This is a genomic window from Cryobacterium psychrotolerans, from assembly GCF_900101115.1.
Lineage (GTDB): Bacteria > Actinomycetota > Actinomycetes > Actinomycetales > Microbacteriaceae > Cryobacterium > Cryobacterium psychrotolerans.
The window spans coordinates 182,571-205,814 of sequence record NZ_FNFU01000003.1 but is presented as its reverse complement, the minus strand read 5'-3'; the positions used below and the strand labels follow the sequence as shown (position 1 = coordinate 205,814).

The window sequence follows — 23,244 nt, the reverse complement described above, 5'->3', positions numbered from 1 at the left end:
CTCCACCAGTATGAGACGCGCTAAAATCGTCGCCACCCTCGGGCCGGCAGCATCCACGTATGAGCAGATCCGGGCGATCATCGATGCGGGCGTCGACGTCTGCCGGATGAACCTGAGTCACGGAACGTACGACATCCACGAGGGCATCTACGCCAATGTGCGCAAGGCCGCCAACGACTCCGGCCGCGCCGTAGCCGTGATGGTCGACCTCCAGGGACCGAAGATCCGCCTCGGCAAGTTCGAAGACGGCCCCTACGAGCTCGCGGTCGGGGACACCTTCAAGATCACGACCCAGGACGTCGTGGGCACGAAGGAACTCTCCGGAACGACCTACAAGGGCCTGCCCCTCGACGTGCAGCCGGGTGACTTCCTACTCATCGACGACGGCAAGGTCAAGGTTCAGGTTGAGGCGACGGATGGCATCGTCGTCACCACCCGCGTGATCGTCGCCGGTCCCGTCTCGAACAACAAGGGCATCAACCTGCCCGGCGTCGCCGTCAACGTCCCCGCGCTGTCCGAGAAGGACGAGGCCGACCTGCGCTGGGGCCTGCGCCTCGGCGCCGACCTGATCGCCCTGTCGTTCGTGCGCGACGCCGCCGACGTCACCCGGGTGCACAACATCATGGCCGAGGAGGGCCGTCGCGTTCCCGTGATCGCGAAGATCGAGAAGCCCCAGGCCGTCGAAAACCTCGAGGAGATCATCGATGCCTTCGACGCCATCATGGTCGCCCGCGGCGACCTCGGCGTCGAGCTCCCGCTCGAGGCCGTGCCGATCGTGCAGAAGCGCGCCGTCGAGATCGCCCGCCGTATGGCGAAGCCGGTCATCGTCGCCACCCAGATGCTCGAGTCGATGATCCACTCCCCGGTTCCGACCCGCGCGGAAACCTCCGACGTCGCCAACGCCGTGCTCGACGGCGCGGACGCCGTGATGCTCAGCGGCGAGACCAGCGTCGGCGAGTACCCGGTCGTGACCGTGCAGACCATGGCCCGGATCATCATGTCCACCGAGGAACACGGCCTGGAGCGCATCCAGCCGCTGACGAACAAGCCGCGCACCCAGGGCGGCGCGATCACCCTCGCCGCCATCGAAGTGGCCGAATTCGTCGAGGCGAAATACCTCTGCATCTTCACCGAATCCGGCGACTCGGCGAGGCGGATGTCCCGCCTGCGGTCCAAGATCCCGATGCTGGCCTTCACGCCGGAGCCCGGCATCCGTCGCCGCCTGGCGCTGACCTGGGGCATCCAGACCTACCTGGTCGACCGGGTGACCCACACGGACGCCATGTTCGGGCAGGTCGACGACATGCTGCTCGGCGAGGGCCTGGCCGAAATCGGCGACACCGTCGTGGTCATCTCCGGTTCCCCTCCCGGAATCGTCGGTTCCACCAACGACATCCGCGTGCACCGCGTCGGCGACGCCCACAACGAGGTCGCTCCGGCGTACGCCCGCACCTGACGTTCGCCCCGACCTGACGTTCGCCCCATGAGTGGGCGCTGCATGGGACCCTCCGCGGGGCTGAGTCGCGGACAAAGCACCTTCCTTTCGCGCGCGAAGGTACTTTGTCCGCAACTCGGCGGCCGCCGACGTAGGGTGGGGCGCATGCCTGCCTCGGATTACGTCTCACACCTGCGTCGCCACATCGGGCACGACCTCGTGCTCCTCCCCGGCGTCACCGCCGCGGTGTTCGACGACGACGACCGTCTCCTGCTCGCCCGCCACGTCGCCGGCGACAGATGGGGATTCATCGGCGGCGGCATCGAACCATTCGAGGAACCGCTGGATGCCGTGCGCCGGGAACTGATGGAGGAAACGGGCGCCGACGGAAACGTGCTCGGGGTCGTCGGGAGCTACGGTGGCCAACGGCTGGCCACCACGTACCCGAACGGCGACCAGGTGTCCTATGTCACGACCGTGTACGCGTGCCGGCTGAACTCCGGCGTGCAGTGGCTCGAGCAGGAGGAAGTGTCGCAGCTGGGCTGGTTCACCAGGGCGGAGATCTCCGCCCTGGACCGTTTCGACTGGATCGACGACGTGGTCGACGACGCGTTCGCCTGGTGGGCCGCTCGCGACGCTCAGCCCGCGCGCGCCTGAGTTGCGGAGAAAGCACCTTCAATTCGCACGGGAAGGTACTTTGTCCGCGACTCAGCGCGCGTTCCGCGCTGGGTGCGCGTGGGCGGCGACAATCAGGGTGTGAGTGGTACCGGTGGTGGGACTCGAACCCACACGTCCTTTCGAACAAAGCATTTTGAGTGCTCCGCGTCTGCCATTCCGCCACACCGGCTCACATCGCCTGCCCCAGAATACCGTAGGCTTTTGCCTGTGACCGACCAAGAGACTCCCCCCACTCCTCCCCGCCGCGTTGTCGTTGCGGAGGATGAATCCCTCATCCGTCTTGACATCGTCGAGATTCTCCGTGACAACGGCTTCGAGGTCGTCGGCGAGGCCGGCGACGGCGAGACGGCAGTGGCCCTGGCCATGGAACTCCGGCCGGACCTGGTCATCATGGACGTGAAGATGCCCCACCTCGACGGAATTTCCGCCGCCGAACGCATCACCAAGGCGCACATCGCCCCGGTCGTGCTGCTGACCGCGTTCAGCCAGAAGGAGCTCGTCGAGCGTGCGACCGAGGCCGGTGCGCTCGCCTACGTCGTGAAGCCGTTCACCCCCAACGACCTGCTGCCCGCGATCGAGATCGCCCTCTCGCGCTACAGCCAGATCATCACGCTCGAGGCCGAGGTTGCCGACCTGGTCGAGCGCTTCGAGACCCGCAAGCTCGTCGACCGGGCCAAGGGCCTGCTCAACGAGAAGATGGGCCTCACCGAGCCCGAGGCGTTCCGCTGGATCCAGAAGGCCTCCATGGACCGGCGCCTCACCATGCACGACGTCGCCCAGGCGATCATCGAGCAGCTCTCCGCCAAGAAATAGACGTCAGGCAACAACCGTCACGGTGACCGCCCCAGCCCAGCCGGCACCGGCTGGGGCACCAGCGCCCGGTCAGGACGCGCCCGGCAGGTCCTTGATCAGGTTCGTGATCCGGATGGTCGAGCACCGGCGTCCGCGGTCGTCGGTGACGACGATCTCGTGCGTGGTCAGCGTCCGGCCCAGGTGGATCGCGGTGCAGACCCCGGTCACATGGCCGGAGGTGGCCGACCCGGTGTGCGTGGCATTGATTTCGATACCGACGGCCAGCTTCCCCTGACCGGCGTGCAGGTTCGCGGCCATGGATCCGAGCGACTCGCCCAGAACGACGTATGCCCCGCCGTGCATGAGCATCGCCGGCTGGGTGTTGCCCTCGACCGGCATCCGGGCAACGGCCCGCCGGGCGGTGAACTCCAGGAACTCAATGCCCATCTTCTCGGCGAGGGCTCCCGCGCCGCGCTCCTGCACCCACGCGAGCGAATCCTGGGTCTGATTGGTCATGTTCACCTTTGATCGCTGGCCCGGCCCGGGCGGAGGACGCTTGTAGGCTGGGAGTGTGTTGGACTCCGAAAAGCCTACCCTCATGATCATTGACGGCCATTCCCTGGCGTTCCGAGCGTTTCACGCCCTGCCGCTGGACAGTTTCCAAACCCATGACGGGCAGCACACCAACGCCATCCATGGGTTCCTGTCGATGCTGCTCAGCCTCCTGCGCACGGAGAAGCCGACCCACATCGCGGTCGCTTTCGACATCTCCCGAGCCTCCTTCCGCACGAGGGAGTACCCGGAATACAAGGGCACCCGCGGCGCGACGCCGTCGGAGTTCATCGGCCAGGTGCCGCTGCTCGAGCAGGCCCTCGCGGCGATGAACATCACCACCCTCACCAAAGCCGACTACGAGGCCGACGACATCCTCGCGACGCTGTCGGTGCGCGGCACCACAGAGGGATACCACGTGCTCGTCGTGTCCGGGGACCGGGACACCATCCAGCTCGTCAACGAGAACGTGACGCTGCTCTACCCGGCCAGCCAGGGCGTCTCCGCCCTGACCCGGTACGACCCCGACCGCGTGCGCGAACGCTACGGCGTCGACCCGGGCCAGTACCCGGATGTCGCAGCCCTGGTCGGCGAAACCAGCGACAACCTGATCGGCATCTCCAAGGTCGGCGAGAAGACCGCGGTGAAGTGGCTGGGCCTCTACGGCAGCCTGGACGGCATCCTCGAGCACGCCGACGAGATCAAGGGCGTCGTCGGAAACAATCTGCGCGAACAGAAGGACAACGCGATCCGCAACCGCCGCCTCAACCACCTGGTCACCGACCTCGACCTGCCGGTCGAGATCACCGACCTCGGGCGCGCGCCGATCAACCAGGAGGCCGTGCGCGAGGTCTTCGGCCGCCTCGAGTTCAAGAGCCTGCTCGAACGCGTGATCAAGCTGGAGGGCGGGGACACCGCGGCTGCCGCGACCGTGGCCGCTCCGGCCGAGCCGCGCGCCGACCTGCCGGTCGCGCCGCGCGCCCACGACCTGCTCGACGAGGAACTGGAAGCGTGGATCACCCGCGCGACCGCAGCCTGCCCGGACGGGCTCGGGCTGACCGTCGAGGTGCAGGGCGGCGTGGCGATCGGATTCGGACTGGCCAGCCGGACCGACGCTCTCAACCTTCCGTGGCAGCCCGACCGCGCCGACTACGCGCCCTTCGAGGCCTGGCTGGCCAGCGATGCTCCCAAGATCATGCACGACGCCAAGCACCAGGCCAAGGCGATCAGCCGCAGCAACCTGGTCCTCGGCGGGCTCGCCGTCGACACCCTCGTCGCCGGCTGGCTGCTGCGACCCGGCGGCCCCGACAAGACCCTGGCCGACCTGGTCTCCCGGTACCTCGACGAGGTCCTCCCGGTCCACGACCCCAACCAGCTCGTGCCGGACGAGTCCGCCGACGGGGGAGTACCCCAGCAGGCCTGGTACACCCTGCGCCTGTCCACGGCCGTGCTGGACAGGCTCGACCCCGGCTCGCGCCACGTGCTTACCGCGATTGAGATGCCCACCCTGCGGGCACTGGCCGAGATGGAGCTCGCCGGGATCTCTGTCTCGCACGACCAGCTCGCGGTGCTCTCCGCCGAGCTGGGGGACACGGCGGCGCACCTGGCCGCGGGCGCGTACGCCGAGATCGGCCGCGAGGTGAACCTCGGCTCGCCCAAGCAACTGCAGGAGGTGCTCTTCGACCAGCTGGGAATGCCGCGCACCCGGGCGAACAAGACCGGGTTCACGACGGATGCCGGCGCCCTCGCCGATCTCCAGGCCAGCAACCCGCATCCGTTCCTGGACCTCCTGCTGAAGCACCGCGACGCCACCAAGCTGCGCCAGATCGTGGAAACGCTGGACAAGGCGATCGACGAGACCGGGCGGATCCACACCAACTACGTGCAGATCGGCACGGCCACCGGACGGATCTCCTCGAACGACCCGAACCTGCAGAACATCCCCATCCGCACCGAGGAGGGCCGCCGGATCCGGGCCGCGTTCCAGGCCGGCGAGGGCGCGGAGTGCCTGCTCACCGCCGACTATTCGCAGATCGAGATGCGGATCATGGCGCACCTCTCCGGCGACGCCGGGCTGATCGAGGCGTTCAACGCCGGCGAGGACCTGCACCGGTTCGTGGGATCGCGGATCTTCGGCGTCGCCCCCGACGAGGTCACCCCGCAAATGCGCTCCCGGGTGAAGGCCATGTCCTACGGTCTCGCCTACGGCCTGAGCGCGTTCGGGCTGTCGAAGCAGTTGCGCATCCAGAGCAGCGAGGCCAAGCAGCTGATGACCGACTATTTCTCCCGCTTCGGCGCCGTGCGCGACTACCTCCGCCACGTCGTCGAACAGGCGAAAATCGACGGCTACACCGAGACGATCTTCGGCCGCCGGCGCCCCTTCCCCGAACTGCACAGCCCCAACCGGGTGCTGCGGGAAAACGCCGAGCGCGCCGCCCTGAACGCGCCGATCCAGGGCTCCGCCGCCGACATCATGAAGCTCGCGATGATCGGCATCGCCGAAGACCTCAGCGAGGCGGCGATGGAGTCTCGGATGCTGCTCCAGGTTCATGACGAACTCGTCTTCGACGTGGCCCCCGGCGAATTCGAGGCGCTTCGCTCGGTGGTCACCCTCCGGATGTCGACCGCGGCGGACCTGCTGGTGCCCCTGGACGTGCAGATCGGCCGCGGCCGGAACTGGGACGAGGCGGCGCACTGATCGGGTCGCGGTTCGCCGAGTTTGGCACTTCCGGTCGACCTTGACTGGTCTGCAGGGCAAACTCGACCGGAACGGTCGAGCTCGGCGCCCCGGCGCCCCGGCGCGCCTCCGCGTGAGGCTCCCGCTCTCGGCGCACTGCGTGTCCTAGGCTCGTGCCCATGACTCATGACATCCAGCGCACCCCGACGGCAATCGACCGGATTGCCGAAGAGTGGGTAGACACCCTCGTCGAAATCGACCCCACCGTCGGCACCTACATCGGGCGCACCGAGGGCAACGGCCGCTTCGGCGACTATTCGCCGGCCGGCCACGAACGCACGATCGAGGCGGCCAAGCGGGTCATCGCCCGGCTGGATGCCGCCACGGCCGTCGACGACGTCGACGAGGTGACCCAGACGGACCTGCGCAGCGACCTCGCCCTCGAGGTCGAGAGCTCCGAGGCCCAGCTGCAGCTGCGCGACCTGAACGTGATCGCCTCCCCGGCCCAGGGCATCCGGGAGATCTTCGACCTCATGCCCACCGACACGGTCGGCGACTGGGAGAACATCTCCTCGCGCCTCGGCAGCCTGCCGGCCGCGATCGACGGCTACATCGAGACGCTCCGCCTCGGCATCGAGCGCGGGATCACGCCGGCCCGCCGCCAGGTGCAGGAGGTGTTCCTGCAGGCCAAGCGCCACGCGGCCAACGACGGCTTCTTCACGCACTTCACCTCGGACGCCACGCTCGCCGAGGGCAGCCTGCCCGCCAGCCTGGCCAGGGACCTGGGCACAGCCGCCCAGAGCTCCGCAGCCGCGTACGGCAAGCTGGCCGCCTTCCTCGCCGACGAGCTCCAGCCCGCCGCCACCGAGAAGGATGCGATCGGCCGCGAACTCTACGCCCTGGCCTCGCGCCGGTTCCTCGGCGCGAAAATCGACCTCGACGAAACCTACGAGTGGGGCCGGGAGGAACTCGCCCGGATGGTCGCCGAACAGGAAAGCATCGCCGACCAGATCAAGCCCGGCGCCAGCGTGCTCGAGGCCATCGCGTTCCTCGACACCGACCCCAGCCGCAAACTGCACGGCACCGACGCCCTGCAGAAGTGGATGCAGGAGACCAGCGACCGCGCCGTCGCCGAGCTCTCGGAGACCCAGTTCGACATCCCCGACGAGATCAAGAAACTCGAGTGCATGATCGCCCCCACCCAGGAGGGCGGCATCTACTACACCGGCCCCACGGACGACTTCTCCCGCCCCGGCCGGATGTGGTGGTCCGTTCCGGCCGGCGTCACCGAGTTCGACACCTGGCGCGAACTCACCACGGTCTACCACGAGGGCGTCCCTGGGCACCACCTGCAGATCGGCCAGGCCGTCTACAACCGCGCGAAACTCAACACCTGGCGCCGCCAGCTCGCCGGCACCTCGGGACACGCCGAGGGCTGGGCGCTCTACGCGGAACGCCTGATGGAGCAGCTGGGCTACCTCGACGACCCCGCCGACCGGCTCGGCATGCTCGACGGGCAGCGGATGCGCGCCGCCCGCGTGGTCCTCGACATCGGCGTGCACCTCGGAAAGCCGCTGCCCGACGGGTCCGGCACCTGGAACGCCGACTACGCCCTCGACTTCATGGGCAAGAACGTCAACATGAACGAGGGCTTCGTCAAGTTCGAGGTGAACCGCTACCTCGGCTGGCCCGGGCAGGCCCCGTCCTACAAGGTGGGGCAGCGCATCTGGGAGCAGCTGCGGGACACGTACAAGGAACGCGAGGGCGACGCCTTCTCGATCAAGGAATTCCACCGCAAGGCCCTCGACCTCGGCGGCGTCGGCCTCGACACTCTCCGGTCCGCGCTGCTGAAGTAGCGCTCATCCGCGAGGTTGCCGCACGCCTCCGCAAACAGCTAAGCTTGAACGTCACGTTTGTGACGTCCTATCCGTTGCCATGCGCGGAGCAAAAAAAGATCACTCTTTCTGCGCGTGGCCTAATTATGTCCATCCTGGAGCAACTACTACATGACAATCGCAACGACCGAACGGGCACCCAAGCAGGTCGCCATCAACGACATCGGATCTGCTGAAGACTTCCTTGCCGCGGTCGAAAAGACTCTGAAATTCTTCAACGACGGCGACCTCATCGAAGGAACCGTAGTGAAGATCGACCGCGACGAGGTTCTCCTCGACGTGGGCTACAAGACCGAGGGTGTCATTCCCTCCCGCGAACTTTCCATCAAGCACGACGTTGACCCCTCCGAGGTTGTCAAGGTCGGCGACCTGGTCGAGGCACTTGTCCTTCAGAAAGAAGACAAAGAAGGCCGCCTCATCCTGTCCAAGAAGCGCGCACAGTACGAGCGTGCGTGGGGCGATGTGGAAAAGATCAAGGAGTCGGACGGCGTCGTCACCGGTTCGGTCATCGAGGTCGTCAAGGGTGGCCTCATCGTCGACATCGGCCTCCGCGGCTTCCTGCCGGCCTCGCTCATCGAGCTGCGTCGCGTTCGCGACCTGACCCCGTACCTGGGCCAGGAGATCGAAGCGAAGATCCTCGAGCTCGACAAGAACCGCAACAACGTTGTGCTGTCGCGTCGTGCCCTGCTCGAGCAGACTCAGTCGGAGAGCCGCACCACGTTCCTCAACAACCTCCAGAAGGGACAGGTCCGCAAGGGCGTCGTCTCCTCGATCGTCAACTTCGGTGCGTTCGTCGACCTGGGCGGGGTCGATGGCCTGGTTCACGTTTCCGAGCTCAGCTGGAAGCACATCGAGCACGCCAGCGAGGTCGTCGAGGTTGGCCAGGAAGTCACCGTCGAGATCCTCGAGGTCGACCTGGAGCGCGAACGCGTGTCCCTGTCGCTCAAGGCCACGCAGGAAGACCCGTGGCAGGTCTTCGCCCGCACCCACGCCATCGGCCAGGTTGCACCGGGTAAGGTCACCAAGCTCGTTCCGTTCGGCGCGTTCGTTCGCGTTGCCGAGGGCATCGAGGGCCTGGTTCACATCTCCGAGCTCTCCGGCAAGCACGTCGAGCTGGCCGAGCAGGTTGTCTCCGTCGGCGACGAGGTCTTCGTCAAGGTCATCGACATCGACCTCGAGCGTCGCCGCATCTCGCTGAGCCTCAAGCAGGCCAACGAGAACGTCGACCCCGAAGGCACCGAGTTCGACCCGGCGCTGTACGGCATGCTCACCGAGTACGACGACAAGGGCAACTACAAGTACCCCGAGGGCTTCGACCCGGAGACCAACGAGTGGCGCGAGGGCTTCGAAACCCAGCGCGAGAAGTGGGAGCAGGACTACGCTGCGGCCCAGGCTCGCTGGGAAGCCCACAAGAAGCAGGTTGCATCCGCGAACGACGAGATCATCGCCGTCGGCGATGTCGCGCCCGCCGCAGGCTCCTCCTTCTCCACCGAGGCTGCCGGCGCCGGCACCCTCGCGGACGACGAGGCACTCGCAGCACTTCGCGAAAAGCTCTCCAGCAACAAGTAGCCGGGCCGCACAGAAAGCAGGCCGCACCCCTCGGGGTGCGGCCTGCTTCGTCTTTTCGCCCACCCTCCCCGCCACCCCCTCCGCCGAACTGTGAGTTTGGCACCTTCCGGTGCCCCGGGAAGGTGCCAAACTCACAGTTCGGCGAGGAGGGGCGGATAGCATGGCAGGCGTGTACGTGATTGGGTTGACCGGCGGGATCGCATCCGGTAAAAGCACCGTGGCCAGGCGCCTGGTGGAGCACGGAGCGGTGCACATCGACGCCGACCACCTGGCCCGGGTCGTTGTCGAGCCCGGCACGGACGCCCTCGCCCGGATCCGGGCGACCTTCGGCGACGAGGTGCTGAACGCCGACGGCAGCCTCAACCGAGCAGCCCTGGGCAGCCGGGTCTTCTGCGACCCGGCCTCCCTCGCCCAGCTCAATGCCATCGTGCACCCCGCCGTCCGTGCGCTGGCGAACGAGCTGATCCGAGACGCCGAGCAGGCCGACCCGGACGCCGTCGTCGTCTACGACGTGCCCCTGCTCGTCGAGGCCGCCGTCGACCATCCGTTCGACCTCATCGTCGTCGCGCACGCCGACGAGGAGACCCGGACGCGCCGGATGGTCGACCTGCGCGGCATGGACGAAACGGATGCCGCCCGCCGGATCGGCTCCCAGGCCAGCGACGCCGACCGCCTTGCCGTCGCAAACGTCGTCATCGACACGGACGGCACCCTGGCGCACACGCTGCAGCAGGTCGACGCGCTCTACGAGCGCGTGCGCGCCGCGCTCGATCGGTAACTGTCAGGGGCGTTCCCTAGACTGGGGGTATGGAACCCACGCGCTCGGTGCATCCCTTCGAGGTGGTCAGCGAGTACACGCCCAGTGGCGACCAGCCGACCGCCATTGCCGAGCTGGCCGGCCGCATCAACGCGGGCGAAACGGATGTCGTCCTGCTCGGCGCGACCGGCACCGGCAAGTCCGCCACGACCGCCTGGCTGATCGAGCAGGTGCAGCGTCCGACGCTCGTGCTCGCCCACAACAAGACCCTCGCCGCCCAGCTGGTCAACGAGTTCCGCGAGCTCATGCCCAACAACGCGGTCGAATACTTCGTCTCCTACTACGACTACTACCAGCCGGAGGCCTACGTCCCGCAGACCGACACCTTCATTGAGAAGGACTCGTCGATCAACGCCGAGGTGGAACGGCTGCGCCACTCGACGACGAACGCGCTGCTCAGCCGGCGGGACGTCATCGTGGTGTCCACCGTGTCCTGCATCTACGGCCTGGGCACGCCCGAGGGCTACCTCCAGGCGATGGTCGCGCTGCAGGTCGGGCAGCAGGTCTCCCGCGACTGGCTGATCCGCAAGTTCGTGGCGATGCAGTACCAGCGCAACGACATCGACTTCTCCCGCGGCCACTTCCGGGTGCGCGGGGACACGATCGAGATCATCCCGATGTACGAGGAACTGGCGATCCGGATCGAAATGTTCGGCGACGAGATCGAGGCGCTCTACAGCCTGCACCCGCTCACCGGCGACATCGTGCGCAAGCTCGACGCCGTGTCGGTCTTCCCCGGCTCGCACTACGTCGCCAGCACGGATGTCATGCACCGCGCCATCGGCACGATCAAGGAGGAGCTGGCCGAACGGCTCGAGCAGCTGGAGCGCGAAGGCAAACTGCTGGAGGCCCAGCGCCTCCGCATGCGCACCACCTTCGACCTCGAGATGATGGAGCAGATCGGGTTCTGCTCCGGCATCGAGAACTACTCCCGGCACATCGACGCCCGCAACCCGGGCGAAGCGCCGCACTGCCTGCTCGACTACTTCCCGGATGACTTCCTCATGGTGATCGACGAATCCCACGTCACCGTGCCCCAGATCGGCGCGATGTACGAGGGCGACTCGTCGCGCAAGCGCACGCTCGTCGAGCACGGCTTCCGGCTTCCGAGCGCGCTCGACAACCGGCCGCTCAAGTTCGACGAATTCAAGAACCGGGTCGGCCAGACCGTGTACCTCTCGGCCACCCCCGGCAAGTACGAGATGGGGATCGCCGACGGGATCGTCGAGCAGATCATCCGCCCGACGGGCCTGATCGACCCCGAGGTGATCGTCAAGCCCAGCGCCGGACAGATCGACGACCTGCTCGAGCAGATCAGGCTCCGGGTCGAACGCAACGAACGCGTGCTCGTGACCACCCTGACCAAGAAGATGGCCGAAGAGCTCACCGATTTCCTCACCGAGGCCGGGGTGCGGGTGCGCTACCTGCACTCCGACGTCGACACGCTGCGCCGGGTCGAGCTGCTCACCGAACTGCGCTCCGGCCTGTACGACGTGCTCGTGGGAATCAACCTGCTCCGGGAAGGCCTCGACCTGCCGGAGGTGTCGCTCGTCGCCATCCTCGACGCCGACAAGGAGGGCTTCCTCCGGTCCGCGACGTCGCTCATCCAGACCATCGGCCGGGCCGCCCGCAACGTGTCCGGCCAGGTGCACATGTACGCCGACCGGCTCACCCCCTCGATGGCCCGGGCCATCGACGAAACCGACCGCCGGCGCGAGAAGCAGGTCGAATACAACACCCTGCACGGGATCGACCCGACCCCGCTGCGCAAACGGATCGCCGACATCACCGACGTCCTGGCGCGTGAGGAAGCCGACACGGCCGAGCTCCTGTCCGGCCGGGATGCCCGCCGCCGCACGCCGACTCCCGGCGGGAAGCGGGTCGGCCTGGCCGCCAACGGCGCGAACGACCTCGAATCGATCATCGCCGACCTGAACGGGCAGATGCTCGAGGCCGCCGGCGAACTCAAGTTCGAACTCGCCGCGCGGCTGCGTGACGAACTGTCCGAGCTCAAGCGGGAACTGCGGAATATGGAGAAGGCCGGGCATCTGGACTGACTCCGGGGTCTCACCGGTGTCACCGAGCTGTCAGCGGCACTGAATAGACTCAATGGGTGTCAATTACCAAGGTAGAGTCCGGGCCCGTGCTGAGCGTCCGCGGTGCGCGCGTTCACAACCTCCACAATGTGGACCTGGAGATCCCGCGGGACTCGCTGGTCGTTTTCACCGGCCTGTCCGGATCCGGCAAATCCTCGCTCGCCTTCGACACGATCTTCGCCGAGGGCCAGCGGCGGTACGTGGAGTCGCTGTCCGCCTACGCCCGCCAGTTCCTGGGCCAGGTCGACCGGCCCGACGTCGACTTCATCGAGGGGCTGAGCCCCGCCGTCTCGATCGACCAGAAGTCCACGAACCGCAACCCGCGGTCGACGGTCGGCACCATCACCGAGGTCTACGACTACATGCGCCTGCTCTGGGCGCGGATCGGCGTGCCGCACTGCGCGATCTGCGGCGAGGTCATCCGTTCGCAGACCGTGCAGCAGATCGCCGACCAGCTGATGGAACTGGAGGCCGGCACCCGGTACCAGGTGCTCAGCCCGGTCATCTCCCAGAAAAAGGGCGAGTTCGTCGACCTGTTCAAGGAACTCGCGGCCGGCGGCTACTCGCGCGCGATCGTCGACGGCGTCCAGATCCAGCTGAGTGAACCGCCCACCCTGAAGAAGCAGCTCAAGCACGACATCTCTGTGGTCGTCGACCGGCTCGTCGCCGGCCCCGAGCTGCTCAGCCGCCTGACCGACTCGCTCGAGACCGCGCTCAAGCTCACCTCCGGGCTCGTGCAGATCAACTTCATCGACCTGGAGGGCGACGCCGCCTGGCGGAGCTTCTCCGAGAAGCTCTCCTGCCCGAACAACCACCCGGTACAGCTGACCGAGATCGAACCACGCACCTTCTCGTTCAACGCCCCCTTCGGCGCCTGCCCCGAGTGTTCCGGACTCGGCACCCGGATGTCGGTGGACGCCGACCTGCTGCTCGGCGACCCGGAGCTCAGCATCGCCGAAGGCGTCGTGCTGCCCTGGACCACGCAGGGCAAGGGGTTGTTCCAGTACTACGAGAAGCTCCTCGCCGGCCTGGCCAGGGACCTCGACTTCTCCCTCGACACGCCCTGGGCAGACCTCAGCAGCGAGGTGCAGAACGCGGTGCTCCGCGGCGATAACTTCGAGGTGCGGGTGAAGTGGAAGAACCGCTACGGCCGGGAGATGAGCTACACCTCCGGCTTCGAAGGGGTCGTCCCGTACATCGAACGCCAGTACCTCCAGGCCGAGACCGACACCCAGCGCCAGCGCTGGGGCGAATACCTGCGCGAAGTGCCCTGCCCGGTCTGCGACGGCACCCGGCTGAAGCCAGAGGTGCTCGCGGTGAAGGTGCACGACGCGAGCATCGCGGATGTCTGCGAGCTCAGCCTCAGCGACGCGCGCGCGTTCATGAACAAGCTCGACCTGACCGAGCGGGAACAGACCATCGCGGCCCAGGTACTGCGGGAGATCAAGGTGCGCCTGGACTTCCTCATCCGGGTCGGCCTCAACTACCTCAACCTGGCCCGCGCCGCGGCGACCCTGTCCGGCGGCGAGGCCCAGCGCATCCGCCTGGCCACCCAGATCGGCTCCGGCCTGACCGGGGTGCTCTACGTGCTCGACGAGCCGAGCATCGGCCTGCACCAGCGGGACAACCGCCGCCTGATCGAGACCCTGGTCGCCCTGCGCGACCTCGGCAACACCCTGATCGTGGTCGAGCACGACGAGGACACCATCCGCACCGCCGACTGGATCGTCGACATCGGGCCCGGCGCCGGCGTGAACGGCGGACACGTCGTGCACTCCGGATCCTACGAATCGCTGCTCGCCAACAAGAAGTCGCTCACCGGCGACTACCTCGCGGGGCGCAAGTCGATCCCGACGCCGACCACGCGGCGCGAAGTCGACCCGGAGCGGCAGATTGTCGTCACCGGCGCCGAGGCCAACAACCTGCGCAAGGTGACCGCGAGTTTCCCACTCGGCACGTTCACCGCGGTAACCGGGGTCAGCGGCTCCGGCAAGTCCTCGCTGGTCAACGACATCCTCTATCGCGTGCTCGCCAACAAGCTCAACGGCGCCCGCAAGCTCCCGGGCAAGCACACGCGGGTGACCGGCCTCGACCACCTCGACAAGGTCATCCATGTCGACCAGGCGCCGATCGGGCGCACGCCGCGCTCCAACCCGGCCACCTACACCGGCGTCTTCGACAAGATCCGCACGCTGTTCTCCGAGACGATGGAGGCCAAGGCCCGTGGCTACCTCCCCGGCCGGTTCAGCTTCAACGTCAAGGGCGGACGCTGCGAGGCCTGCTCGGGCGACGGCACGATCAAGATCGAAATGAACTTCCTGCCCGACGTCTATGTCGCCTGCGAGGTGTGCGGGGGAGCGCGCTACAACCGCGACACGCTGACCGTGCACTACAAGGGCAAGAACATCGCCGAGGTGCTGGACATGCCCATCAGCGACGCCGCCGAGTTCTTCGAACCGATCTCCGCGATCCACCGTTTCCTGAAGACCCTCGTCGAGGTGGGGCTCGGCTACGTGCGTCTCGGCCAGAGTGCGACGACCCTCTCCGGCGGCGAGGCGCAGCGGGTGAAGCTCGCGACCGAGCTGCAGCGCCGGTCGAACGGGCGGAGCGTGTACGTGCTCGACGAACCGACCACCGGCCTGCACTTCGAGGACGTCCGCAAGCTCCTGCTCGTGCTGAACAGCCTCGTCGACAAGGGCAACACCGTCGTCGTCATCGAACACAACCTCGACGTCATCAAATCGGCCGACTGGGTGATCGACATGGGACCGGAGGGCGGCTCCGGGGGAGGCCGCGTGCTCGCCAGCGGCACGCCGGAACACCTGGCCACCGTCAAGCGCAGTCACACCGGCACCTTCCTCAAGGAGATCCTCGACGCGCGATGACTGTTGCCACGCGATGACCGCCGCCCGCGATGACCGCCGCCGAAAGAGCCGATGTCTGACGCACTGAGCTACCGCCCGAAAACGGGCGAAATTCCCACCAGCCCGGGGGTGTACCGGTTCCGGGATGCCTCCGGGCGGGTTCTCTATGTCGGCAAGGCCAAGAACCTGCGCGCCCGGCTGAGCAACTACTTCGCCCCGCTCAGCAGCCTGCACGAGCGCACACGGCGCATGGTCACGACCGCCACCGGCGTCGAATGGACCGTCGTGGGCACCGAGGTGGAGGCGCTGCAACTCGAGTGGACCTGGATCAACGAGTTCGATCCGCCCTTCAACGTGCAGTTCAAGGACGACAAGTCCTACCCCTACCTGGCGGTGACGCTCGCCGACGAGGCGCCGCGCGCACTCGTCACCCGCACCACCGGCATCCGCGGCGCCCGGTATTTCGGCCCGTACCCCAAGGTCTGGGCGGTGTACGAGACGATCGAGCTGATGCTCAAGGCCTTCCCGATCCGCACCTGCAACAACGCCAACTACAAGCGGGCCATGCAGTCGGGCAAACCCTGCTTCGCCGGCCAGATCGGCCGCTGCTTCGGTCCGTGTTCCGGAACGGTGAGCGTCGAGGAACACCGCACCCGGGTCGACGAGTTCGTCAGCTTCATGGGCAGCCAGGACAAGAAGCTGATCAACAGGCTGACGGCCGAGATGAAGGTCGCCGCGGGAGCCCAGGACTACGAGCTCGCCGCCAAACGGCGCGACCAGGTGATGGCGCTGAACGCCGTGCTCGAAAAGAGCGCCGTCGTGCTGCGGGACAGCGTCGACATCGACCTCTTCGGCATCGACGAAGACGAGCTGGCGGCCGCGGTGCAACTGTTCATCGTGCGGGGCGGGCGCATCCGTGGTGTGCGCGGCTGGATGGTCGACAAGGAACTCGACGTGACGACCGGGGAACTGATCGACTCGATCATGCAGACCGCGTACAGTGCCGACAGCCCGCCGCCGCGCGAGATCGTCGTGCCGCAGCTCCCTGACGACGCCGAGGCGCTGGCGACGCTGCTGGCCGGGCTGGCGAACCGAAAGGTGCGCCTCGTCGCGGCCCAGCGCGGGGAGAAGGCCGCGCTGCTGGCCACGGCGACCCAGAACGCCCGGCACGCCCTCATGCTCTACAAGACCCGGCGGAGCTCCGACTTCGTTGCCCGGTCGAAGGCGCTCGAAGACATCCAGGAGGCGCTGGGGATGGCGGAGGCGCCGCTCCGGATGGAGTGCTACGACGTCTCCCACCTGAGCGGCACGAACATCGTGGCGTCCATGGTGGTGTTCGAGGACGGCCTGCCCCGCAAAGACGAGTACCGCCGGTTCACGATTCCCGAGTCGACCGACGACACCGACTCCATCTACCGCACGCTGTCCCGGCGACTGGCCTACCTCGTGCCCGTCGACGATCCGGCCCGCGACGACCCGCCCGGCGGCGACCCCGCCCTGGCCGAGTCCGCCGAGCAGAAACGGAAGAAGTTCCGCTACCGTCCCAACCTCCTCATCGTCGACGGCGGCCAGCCCCAGGTGGCCGCGGCCGCCCGGGCGCTGGCCGACGCGGGGATCACGGGGATCGCGCTCTGCGGCATCGCCAAGCGGCTGGAGGAAATCTGGCTGCCGGACTCGGACTACCCGGTGATCCTGCCGCGCAACAGCGACGCCCTGTTCCTGATCCAGCGGATCAGGGACGAGGCCCACCGGTTCGCGATCGCTCACCAGCGGTCCAGGCGCAAGCGCGACATCTCGACGGTGCTCGCCGAGATCCCCGGCCTCGGCCCGGCCCGGGTGAAGGTGCTGCTGGCGCACTTCGGCTCGGTGGCCCGGCTGAAGGAAGCCCCCGAGGAGGCCATCGGCGACGTGCGGGGCATCGGCCCGACCCTCGCGGGCGCGATTCATCAGCATTTACGCGCCTGAACGCCCGCGCCGGTAGGTAGGCTGGACAAACCACCCCACCACGACCAAAGGCGCAGCCCAGAATGACAGCGGAGATCGAGAAGCAGGAAGTGCTGATCGTCACGGGAATGTCCGGTGCTGGTCGGTCGACGGTGGCGAACGCCCTCGAGGACCTCGACTGGTACGTCGTCGACAACCTGCCCCCGCAGATGCTCCGGCCCCTGGTCGACCTGGTCGAACGGGCCGGAAGCACCCTGCCGAAGATCGCGGCCGTGGTGGACATCCGAGGCCGCGAGTTCTTCAGTGACTTCCAGGAGATCGTGCAGTCGCTGCGCAGCGGCACCCAGGTGAGAGTCATCTTCCTCGAGGCGCGGGACGACGTGCTCGTTCGCCGCTTCGAGTCCGTGCGCCGCCCGCATCCGTTGCAGGGCGACGGGACCCTCCTCGACGGGATCACGGCCGAACGCACCCGGCTCGCCGCCGTCCGCGAGGTGTGCGACATCGTGATCGACACGTCCGACCTGAACATCCACCAGCTGGCCACCACCATCACCGAGCGCTTCGCAGCCGAAGACGCGGCCGGGCTGCAGGTCACCATCCTCAGCTTCGGCTTCAAGTACGGGCTTCCCACCGACGTCGACATGGTCGCCGACGCCCGTTTCCTGCCCAACCCGTTCTGGATCCCCGAGCTGCGTCAATTCACCGGCCAGGACGCCCAGGTCAGCGAGTTCGTGCTCGCCCAGCCGGGCGCACGTGAATTCATCGCCAGCTACTCGGCGGCCCTCGAGCCGGTTCTGGCCGGCTACCAACGCGAGAACAAGCGTCATGCGACGATCGCCATCGGTTGCACGGGCGGCAAGCACCGCTCCGTGGCCATGGCCAGGGAACTCGCCACTCTCATCCAAGGATTCCCCGGCGTCGCGGTCAACGTCAAGCACCGCGACCTGGGTCGAGAATAACCACGGCCAACGGTTCACAAGACCCTGGCCCGGACAAACAGAATGGAACATACGATTGGCACTCACCGCCGACGTTAAAGACGAGCTTTCCCGCATCGAGGTCTCCAAGACCACGGTGCGGGCCGCCGAGTTAGCGACAATCCTCCGGTTCTCCGGGGGACTGCACATGATCTCCGGACGCATCGCCGTCGAATCCGAGCTCGACACCGCGCTGCTCGCACGAAGGGTGCGCAAGGATCTCGCCGAGCTCTATGGCGTGCGCAGCGAGGTGTCGGTCGTGCCGGCATCCGGGCTTCGCCGCACCAACCACTACCTCGTGCGCGTGGTCGAAGGCGGAGAGACCCTGGCCCGGCAGACCGGCCTGCTCGACGCCCGACGTCGCCCGATCCGCGGCCTTCCGAACCGCCTGACCACGGGGTCCAAGGAAGAAGTCGCCGCGGTCTGGAGGGGGGCGTTCCTCGCGAATGGCTCGCTCACCGATCCCGGCCGGTCCGCGGCCCTGGAAGTGACCTGCCCCGGCAACGAGGCGGCCATGGCGCTCGTGGGCGCCGCCGGACGCCTCGGAATCGTCGCCAAGGCCCGCGAGGTGCGCGGCGTGCACCGGGTCGTCATCCGTGACGGTGACGCGATCGGCTCCATGCTCGTGCACATGGGCGCCAAGGACACCGTGCTCAACTGGGAGGAACTGCGCCAGCGCCGGGAGGTCAGGGCCACAGCCAACCGCCTGGTCAACTTCGACGACGCGAACCTGCGCCGGTCAGCCCAGGCCGCCGTCGCCGCCTGCGCCCGGGTCGACCGGGCCATGGAGATCCTCGGCGACGACATCCCCAAGCACCTGCGCTACGCCGGCGAGCTGCGACTGAGCTTCCGGGATTCCAGCCTCGACGAACTCGGCCACCACGCCGACCCGCCCATGACCAAGGATGCCGTCGCCGGGCGCATCAGACGACTCCTCGCCATGGCCGATAAAAAGGCCGTTGACCTGGGGATTCCCGGTACCGACGCCAACCTGCCGCCAGATCTCGACGACGTCTGAGGACACGTCCCGAGCCTCACCGGCACGCCTGACTAGACTGTCATGGTCGCCCACCGGCCGGCGGCGGAGTCCTCCGCACCGGCTACTCATCCGGCAACACCCAGAGGAGAAAGCACATGGCTGAATACACCCTGCCTGACCTGCCCTACGACTACTCGGCCCTCGCGCCCAGCATCAGCGGCACCATCATGGAACTCCACCACGGCAAGCACCACCAGGCATACGTGACCGGCGCGAACACCGCCCTGGCACAGCTGGCCGAGGCCCGCGACGCCGGCAACCTCGCCTACGTCAACAAGCTCGAGAAGGACCTCGCCTTCAACCTGGGCGGCCACGTCAACCACTCCGTGTTCTGGACCAACATGTCCCCGGACGGCGGAGACAAGCCCACCGGTGAACTCGCCGCGGCGATCGATGACAACTTCGGCTCCTTCGACAAGTTCCAGGCCCACTTCGCGGCCGTCGCGCTCGGCGTGCAGGGCTCCGGCTGGGCCGTCCTCGCCTGGGACTCCATCGGGCAGCGCCTGATCATCCAGCAGTTCTTCGACCAGCAGTCCAACTTCGCCGCCGGCACGGTCCCCGTGCTCATGCTCGACGTCTGGGAGCACGCCTACTACCTCGACTACCGCAACGTACGCGCGGACTACGTCAAGGCATTCTGGAACATCGTCGACTGGTCGAACGTGCAGACGCGGTTCGTAACGGCCCGTGAGAAGACCGCCGGCCTGCTGCTACTGTCATAGCGTTATGGTGACTATGCCCTAACAGGACACCGCCGTCCGTACTTTGATCACCCCCATCTGCGCCGTCGGCGCCTCAGTAACAGGAGTCATTCGTGTCTGTAAAGATCGGCATCAACGGATTCGGCCGGATCGGCCGTAACTACTTCCGAGCGGCTTTGGCCAAGGGCAGCGAACTCGACATCGTCGCGGTCAACGACCTCACCGACACGAAGACGCTCGCTCACCTGCTGAAGTACGACACGACCAACGGCCGCCTGGACGCGACGGTGGAGGTCGTCGGCGACTCCATCGTCGTCAACGGCAAGGCGATCAAGGTACTGGCCGAGCGCGACCCCGCGAACCTCCCGTGGGCCGCGCTCGGCGTCGACGTCGTGATCGAGTCGACCGGTTTCTTCACCAAGGCGGAGGCCGCGCGCAAGCACATCGCTGCCGGCGCCAAGAAGGTCCTCGTCTCCGCACCCGCGACGGGCGACAACGTGGCGACCATCGTTCTCGGCGTGAACGAGGGCATCTACGACCCCGCCGTGCACGACGTCATCTCCAACGCGTCCTGCACCACGAACTGCCTCGCCCCCCTCGCCAAGGTGTTCCTGGACAACTTCGGGATCGAACGCGGCCTGATGACCACGGTGCACGCGTACACGGCCGACCAGAACCTTCAGGACGGCCCGCACAGCGATCTCCGCCGCGCCCGCGCCGCCGCCGTGAACATCATCCCGACCTCGACCGGCGCCGCCAAGGCCCTCGGCCTCGTCATCCCCGCGCTCGTCGGCAAGCTCGACGGCTACGCACTGCGCGTTCCGGTCCCGACCGGCTCGATCACCGACCTCACCATCACCGCTTCACGCCCGGTCACCGTCGAGGAAGTCAACGCCGCGTACAAGGCTGCGGCCGAGGGACCCCTCAAGGGCATCCTCAGCTACACCGAGGACCCGATCGTCTCCAGCGACATCGTCGGCGACCCGCACTCCTCGATCTTCGATGCCGGGCTCACCAAGGTCATCGGCGACCAGGTCAAGGTTGCCTCGTGGTACGACAACGAGTGGGGTTACTCGAACCGACTGGTCGACCTGACCGAGTTCGTCGCCGAGCGCCTGTAACCGGGACCGCGGTTTGTTGCGCACCATCGAGTCGCTGGGTTCGCTCCAGGGCACAAGAGTCATCGTCCGCTGTGACCTGAACGTCCCGCTTGAGCGCGGACGGATCACCGACGACGGCCGGATCAGGGCCTCGCTGCCCACGATCCGGGCCCTGATCGCCCAGGGCGCCCGGGTCGTCATCGTGTCTCACCTCGGCCGCCCCGACGGGGCTCCCGACGCGAAATACAGCCTGGCCCCGGTCGCCGGCCGTCTCGGCGAGTTGCTCGGAACCGGAGTCGCCTTCTCCACCGACACCGTCGGGGATTCGGCGACGGATGCCGTCGCGCAGCTCACCGACGGCGGCGTCGTCGTGCTCGAGAACCTGCGTTTCAACGCGGGGGAGACCAGCAAGGTCGACGCGGAGCGGGCCGCCTTCGCGGCCCGCCTCGCGGCGCTGGGCGACGTGCTCGTGTCGGACGGCTTCGGCGTGGTCCACCGCAAGCAGGCCAGCGTGTTCGAACTGGCGACGCTCCTGCCGAGCGCCGCCGGCCTGCTGATCGCCACGGAGCTTGACGTCCTCGACCGTCTGACCGAGAAGCCCGAGGCGCCGTACACGGTCGTCCTCGGCGGCTCGAAGGTCTCGGACAAGCTCGGCGTCATCGGCCACCTCCTGCCCAGGATCAACTCGCTGCTGATCGGCGGCGGGATGGTGTTCACCTTCCTCGCGGCCCAGGGCCACAAGGTCGGATCAAGCCTGCTCGAGAGCGACCAGCTCGACACCGTCCGCGGCTACCTCGCCGAAGCCGAGCGCCTTGGCGTGAAGATCGTGCTCCCCACGGACATCGTCGTGGCGTCGAAGTTCGGCGGGGACGCCGAACACCAGGTCACCCCGGCCGACGCGATCGAAGACACCCCGTTCGGCGCATCCGGGCTGGGCCTGGACATCGGTCCGGACTCCGCCCAGGCGTTCGCCGCCATCATCCGCGCGTCGAAGACGGTCTTCTGGAACGGCCCCATGGGCGTGTTCGAGCTTGCCGCATTCGCCGAAGGCACGCGCACGGTCGCGGCCGCACTCACCGAGGTCGACGGCCTCAGCGTCGTCGGCGGGGGAGATTCCGCGGCGGCCGTAAGAATTCTCGGTTTCCACGACGACCAATTCGGTCATATATCTACCGGCGGTGGCGCCAGCCTCGAGTTCCTCGAGGGTAAGCGCCTGCCTGGACTGGAGGTCCTCGGATGGCAGTGAACAACAACCCGCGGCGCACGCCCCTGATTGCGGGCAACTGGAAGATGAACCTGGACCACCTCCAGGCCATCGCCTTCGTGCAGAAGCTCGCCTGGAGCCTCAAGGACGCGCGGCACGACTTCACCGCCGTCGAGGTTGCCGTCTTCCCGCCGTTCACCGACCTGCGATCCGTGCAGACCCTGGTCGCCGCGGACAAGCTCCCGCTCGCCTTCGGCGCGCAGGACCTCTCCGAGCACGACTCCGGCGCCTACACCGGGGAGATCTCCGGCGCATTCCTGGCCCAGCTCGAATGCCAGTACGTGATCATCGGCCACTCCGAGCGCCGCACCCTGCACGCCGAGACCGACGAGCAGGTGGCCGCGAAGGTCGTGGCCGCGCTCAGGCACAACCTGGTCCCGATCATCTGCGTCGGCGAGACCGCCGCGGACCTCGAATTGCACGGCCCGAGCGCCGTCCCGGTCGCGCAGCTTCGCGCGGCCCTCGCCGGGGTCACCAGGGCCGCGGACATCGTTGTGGCGTACGAGCCGGTCTGGGCGATCGGCTCCGGACAGGCCGCGACGCCGGAGCAGGCCGAACAGGTCGCTGCCGCGCTGCGTGCCGTGCTGAACGAGACGCTCGGCCAGGACGTGGCCGACAAGACCCGCATCCTCTACGGCGGGTCGGTCAAGGCCGTCAACATCGCCGGGTTCATGCGCGAACCCAACGTCGACGGCGCGCTCGTCGGCGGGGCGAGCCTCGACATCGATGAATTCTCCGGCATCGTTCGGTACCAGAAGCACGTCGGAATCTAGACCCAACGCGGTTGTCCGGAGGGGCAACCGCGGGTGGGCTTGGCCGTCAGGCTATAATTACCAGTGTCTTG

General features: G+C 67.4%; 17 protein-coding genes and 1 tRNA gene. 16 read left to right on the top strand and 2 right to left on the bottom strand.

All coding sequences use genetic code 11. The features are described 5' to 3' along the window. The first annotated feature begins 10 nt into the window (after positions 1-10). Positions 11-1,456 carry a pyruvate kinase gene (pyk, locus tag BLQ39_RS04305; protein ID WP_092322009.1) on the top strand — a complete coding sequence of 482 codons (1,446 nt, stop codon included), beginning with the start codon at positions 11-13 and terminating at the stop codon, positions 1,454-1,456. Positions 1,457-1,600: 144 nt separating this feature from the next. Beyond that, positions 1,601-2,092, top strand: a complete 492-nt coding sequence (locus tag BLQ39_RS04300) for an NUDIX domain-containing protein (protein ID WP_092322008.1) — start codon at positions 1,601-1,603, stop codon at positions 2,090-2,092. 104 nt (positions 2,093-2,196) lie between these two features. Here the strand turns inward: BLQ39_RS04300 and BLQ39_RS04295 are convergent. After that, a tRNA-Leu gene (locus BLQ39_RS04295) sits at positions 2,197-2,282 on the bottom strand. 38 nt (positions 2,283-2,320) lie between these two features. On the opposite strand from BLQ39_RS04295, the gene BLQ39_RS04290 reads away from it, so the two are divergent. Next, positions 2,321-2,926, top strand: a complete 606-nt coding sequence (locus BLQ39_RS04290) for an ANTAR domain-containing response regulator (protein WP_092322006.1) — start codon at positions 2,321-2,323, stop codon at positions 2,924-2,926. Between the two features lie 69 nt (positions 2,927-2,995). Here BLQ39_RS04290 and BLQ39_RS04285 read toward each other — a convergent pair whose 3' ends face one another. After that, positions 2,996-3,421, bottom strand: coding sequence for a PaaI family thioesterase (locus BLQ39_RS04285; protein ID WP_092322005.1), 426 nt, complete (start codon positions 3,419-3,421; stop codon positions 2,996-2,998). Positions 3,422-3,476: 55 nt separating this feature from the next. Here BLQ39_RS04285 and polA point away from each other — a divergent pair, with 55 nt between their 5' ends. The 13 genes from polA (at position 3,477) to tpiA (ending at position 23,173) form a co-directional block, all read left to right on the top strand. Beyond that, positions 3,477-6,155, top strand: a complete 2,679-nt coding sequence (polA, locus tag BLQ39_RS04280; RefSeq protein ID WP_092322003.1) for a DNA polymerase I — start codon at positions 3,477-3,479, stop codon at positions 6,153-6,155. A 158-nt stretch (positions 6,156-6,313) separates the two neighbouring features. Next, positions 6,314-7,990 carry a DUF885 domain-containing protein gene (locus BLQ39_RS04275; RefSeq protein WP_092322002.1) on the top strand — a complete coding sequence of 559 codons (1,677 nt, stop codon included), beginning with the start codon at positions 6,314-6,316 and terminating at the stop codon, positions 7,988-7,990. 150 nt (positions 7,991-8,140) lie between these two features. Further along, positions 8,141-9,598: a 30S ribosomal protein S1 gene (gene rpsA, locus BLQ39_RS04270; protein ID WP_092322001.1), complete on the top strand. Its 1,458-nt coding sequence runs from the start codon at positions 8,141-8,143 to the stop codon at positions 9,596-9,598. A gap of 169 nt (positions 9,599-9,767) precedes the next feature. Further along, positions 9,768-10,376 carry a dephospho-CoA kinase gene (gene coaE / locus BLQ39_RS04265; RefSeq protein ID WP_092322126.1) on the top strand — a complete coding sequence of 203 codons (609 nt, stop codon included), beginning with the start codon at positions 9,768-9,770 and terminating at the stop codon, positions 10,374-10,376. Positions 10,377-10,405: 29 nt separating this feature from the next. Continuing rightward, the gene (uvrB, locus tag BLQ39_RS04260) at positions 10,406-12,472 is read left to right on the top strand and encodes an excinuclease ABC subunit UvrB (RefSeq protein ID WP_092321999.1); all 2,067 of its coding nucleotides are present in this window, start codon (positions 10,406-10,408) and stop codon (positions 12,470-12,472) included. Between the two features lie 56 nt (positions 12,473-12,528). Next, positions 12,529-15,396: an excinuclease ABC subunit UvrA gene (gene uvrA, locus BLQ39_RS04255; protein ID WP_092321998.1), complete on the top strand. Its 2,868-nt coding sequence runs from the start codon at positions 12,529-12,531 to the stop codon at positions 15,394-15,396. A 51-nt stretch (positions 15,397-15,447) separates the two neighbouring features. Next, the gene (uvrC, locus tag BLQ39_RS04250; protein WP_092321996.1) at positions 15,448-17,340 is read left to right on the top strand and encodes an excinuclease ABC subunit UvrC; all 1,893 of its coding nucleotides are present in this window, start codon (positions 15,448-15,450) and stop codon (positions 17,338-17,340) included. Between the two features lie 62 nt (positions 17,341-17,402). After that, the gene (rapZ, locus tag BLQ39_RS04245; protein ID WP_092321995.1) at positions 17,403-18,278 is read left to right on the top strand and encodes an RNase adapter RapZ; all 876 of its coding nucleotides are present in this window, start codon (positions 17,403-17,405) and stop codon (positions 18,276-18,278) included. Between the two features lie 55 nt (positions 18,279-18,333). After that, a complete protein-coding gene (gene whiA, locus BLQ39_RS04240; RefSeq protein WP_092321993.1) occupies positions 18,334-19,314 on the top strand; it encodes a DNA-binding protein WhiA in 981 nt (326 codons plus the stop codon). Positions 19,315-19,430: 116 nt separating this feature from the next. After that, on the top strand, positions 19,431-20,057 hold the full coding sequence (locus BLQ39_RS04235; RefSeq protein ID WP_092321992.1) for a superoxide dismutase: 627 nt from the start codon (positions 19,431-19,433) through the stop codon (positions 20,055-20,057). Between the two features lie 92 nt (positions 20,058-20,149). After that, positions 20,150-21,157, top strand: a complete 1,008-nt coding sequence (gene gap / locus BLQ39_RS04230) for a type I glyceraldehyde-3-phosphate dehydrogenase (RefSeq protein WP_092321990.1) — start codon at positions 20,150-20,152, stop codon at positions 21,155-21,157. Positions 21,158-21,173: 16 nt separating this feature from the next. Next, positions 21,174-22,382 carry a phosphoglycerate kinase gene (locus tag BLQ39_RS04225; protein ID WP_092321989.1) on the top strand — a complete coding sequence of 403 codons (1,209 nt, stop codon included), beginning with the start codon at positions 21,174-21,176 and terminating at the stop codon, positions 22,380-22,382. Continuing rightward, positions 22,373-23,173, top strand: a complete 801-nt coding sequence (tpiA, locus tag BLQ39_RS04220) for a triose-phosphate isomerase (protein ID WP_167738535.1) — start codon at positions 22,373-22,375, stop codon at positions 23,171-23,173. Before BLQ39_RS04225 ends, tpiA begins: the two co-directional genes overlap by 10 nt. Positions 23,174-23,244 lie beyond the last annotated feature (71 nt).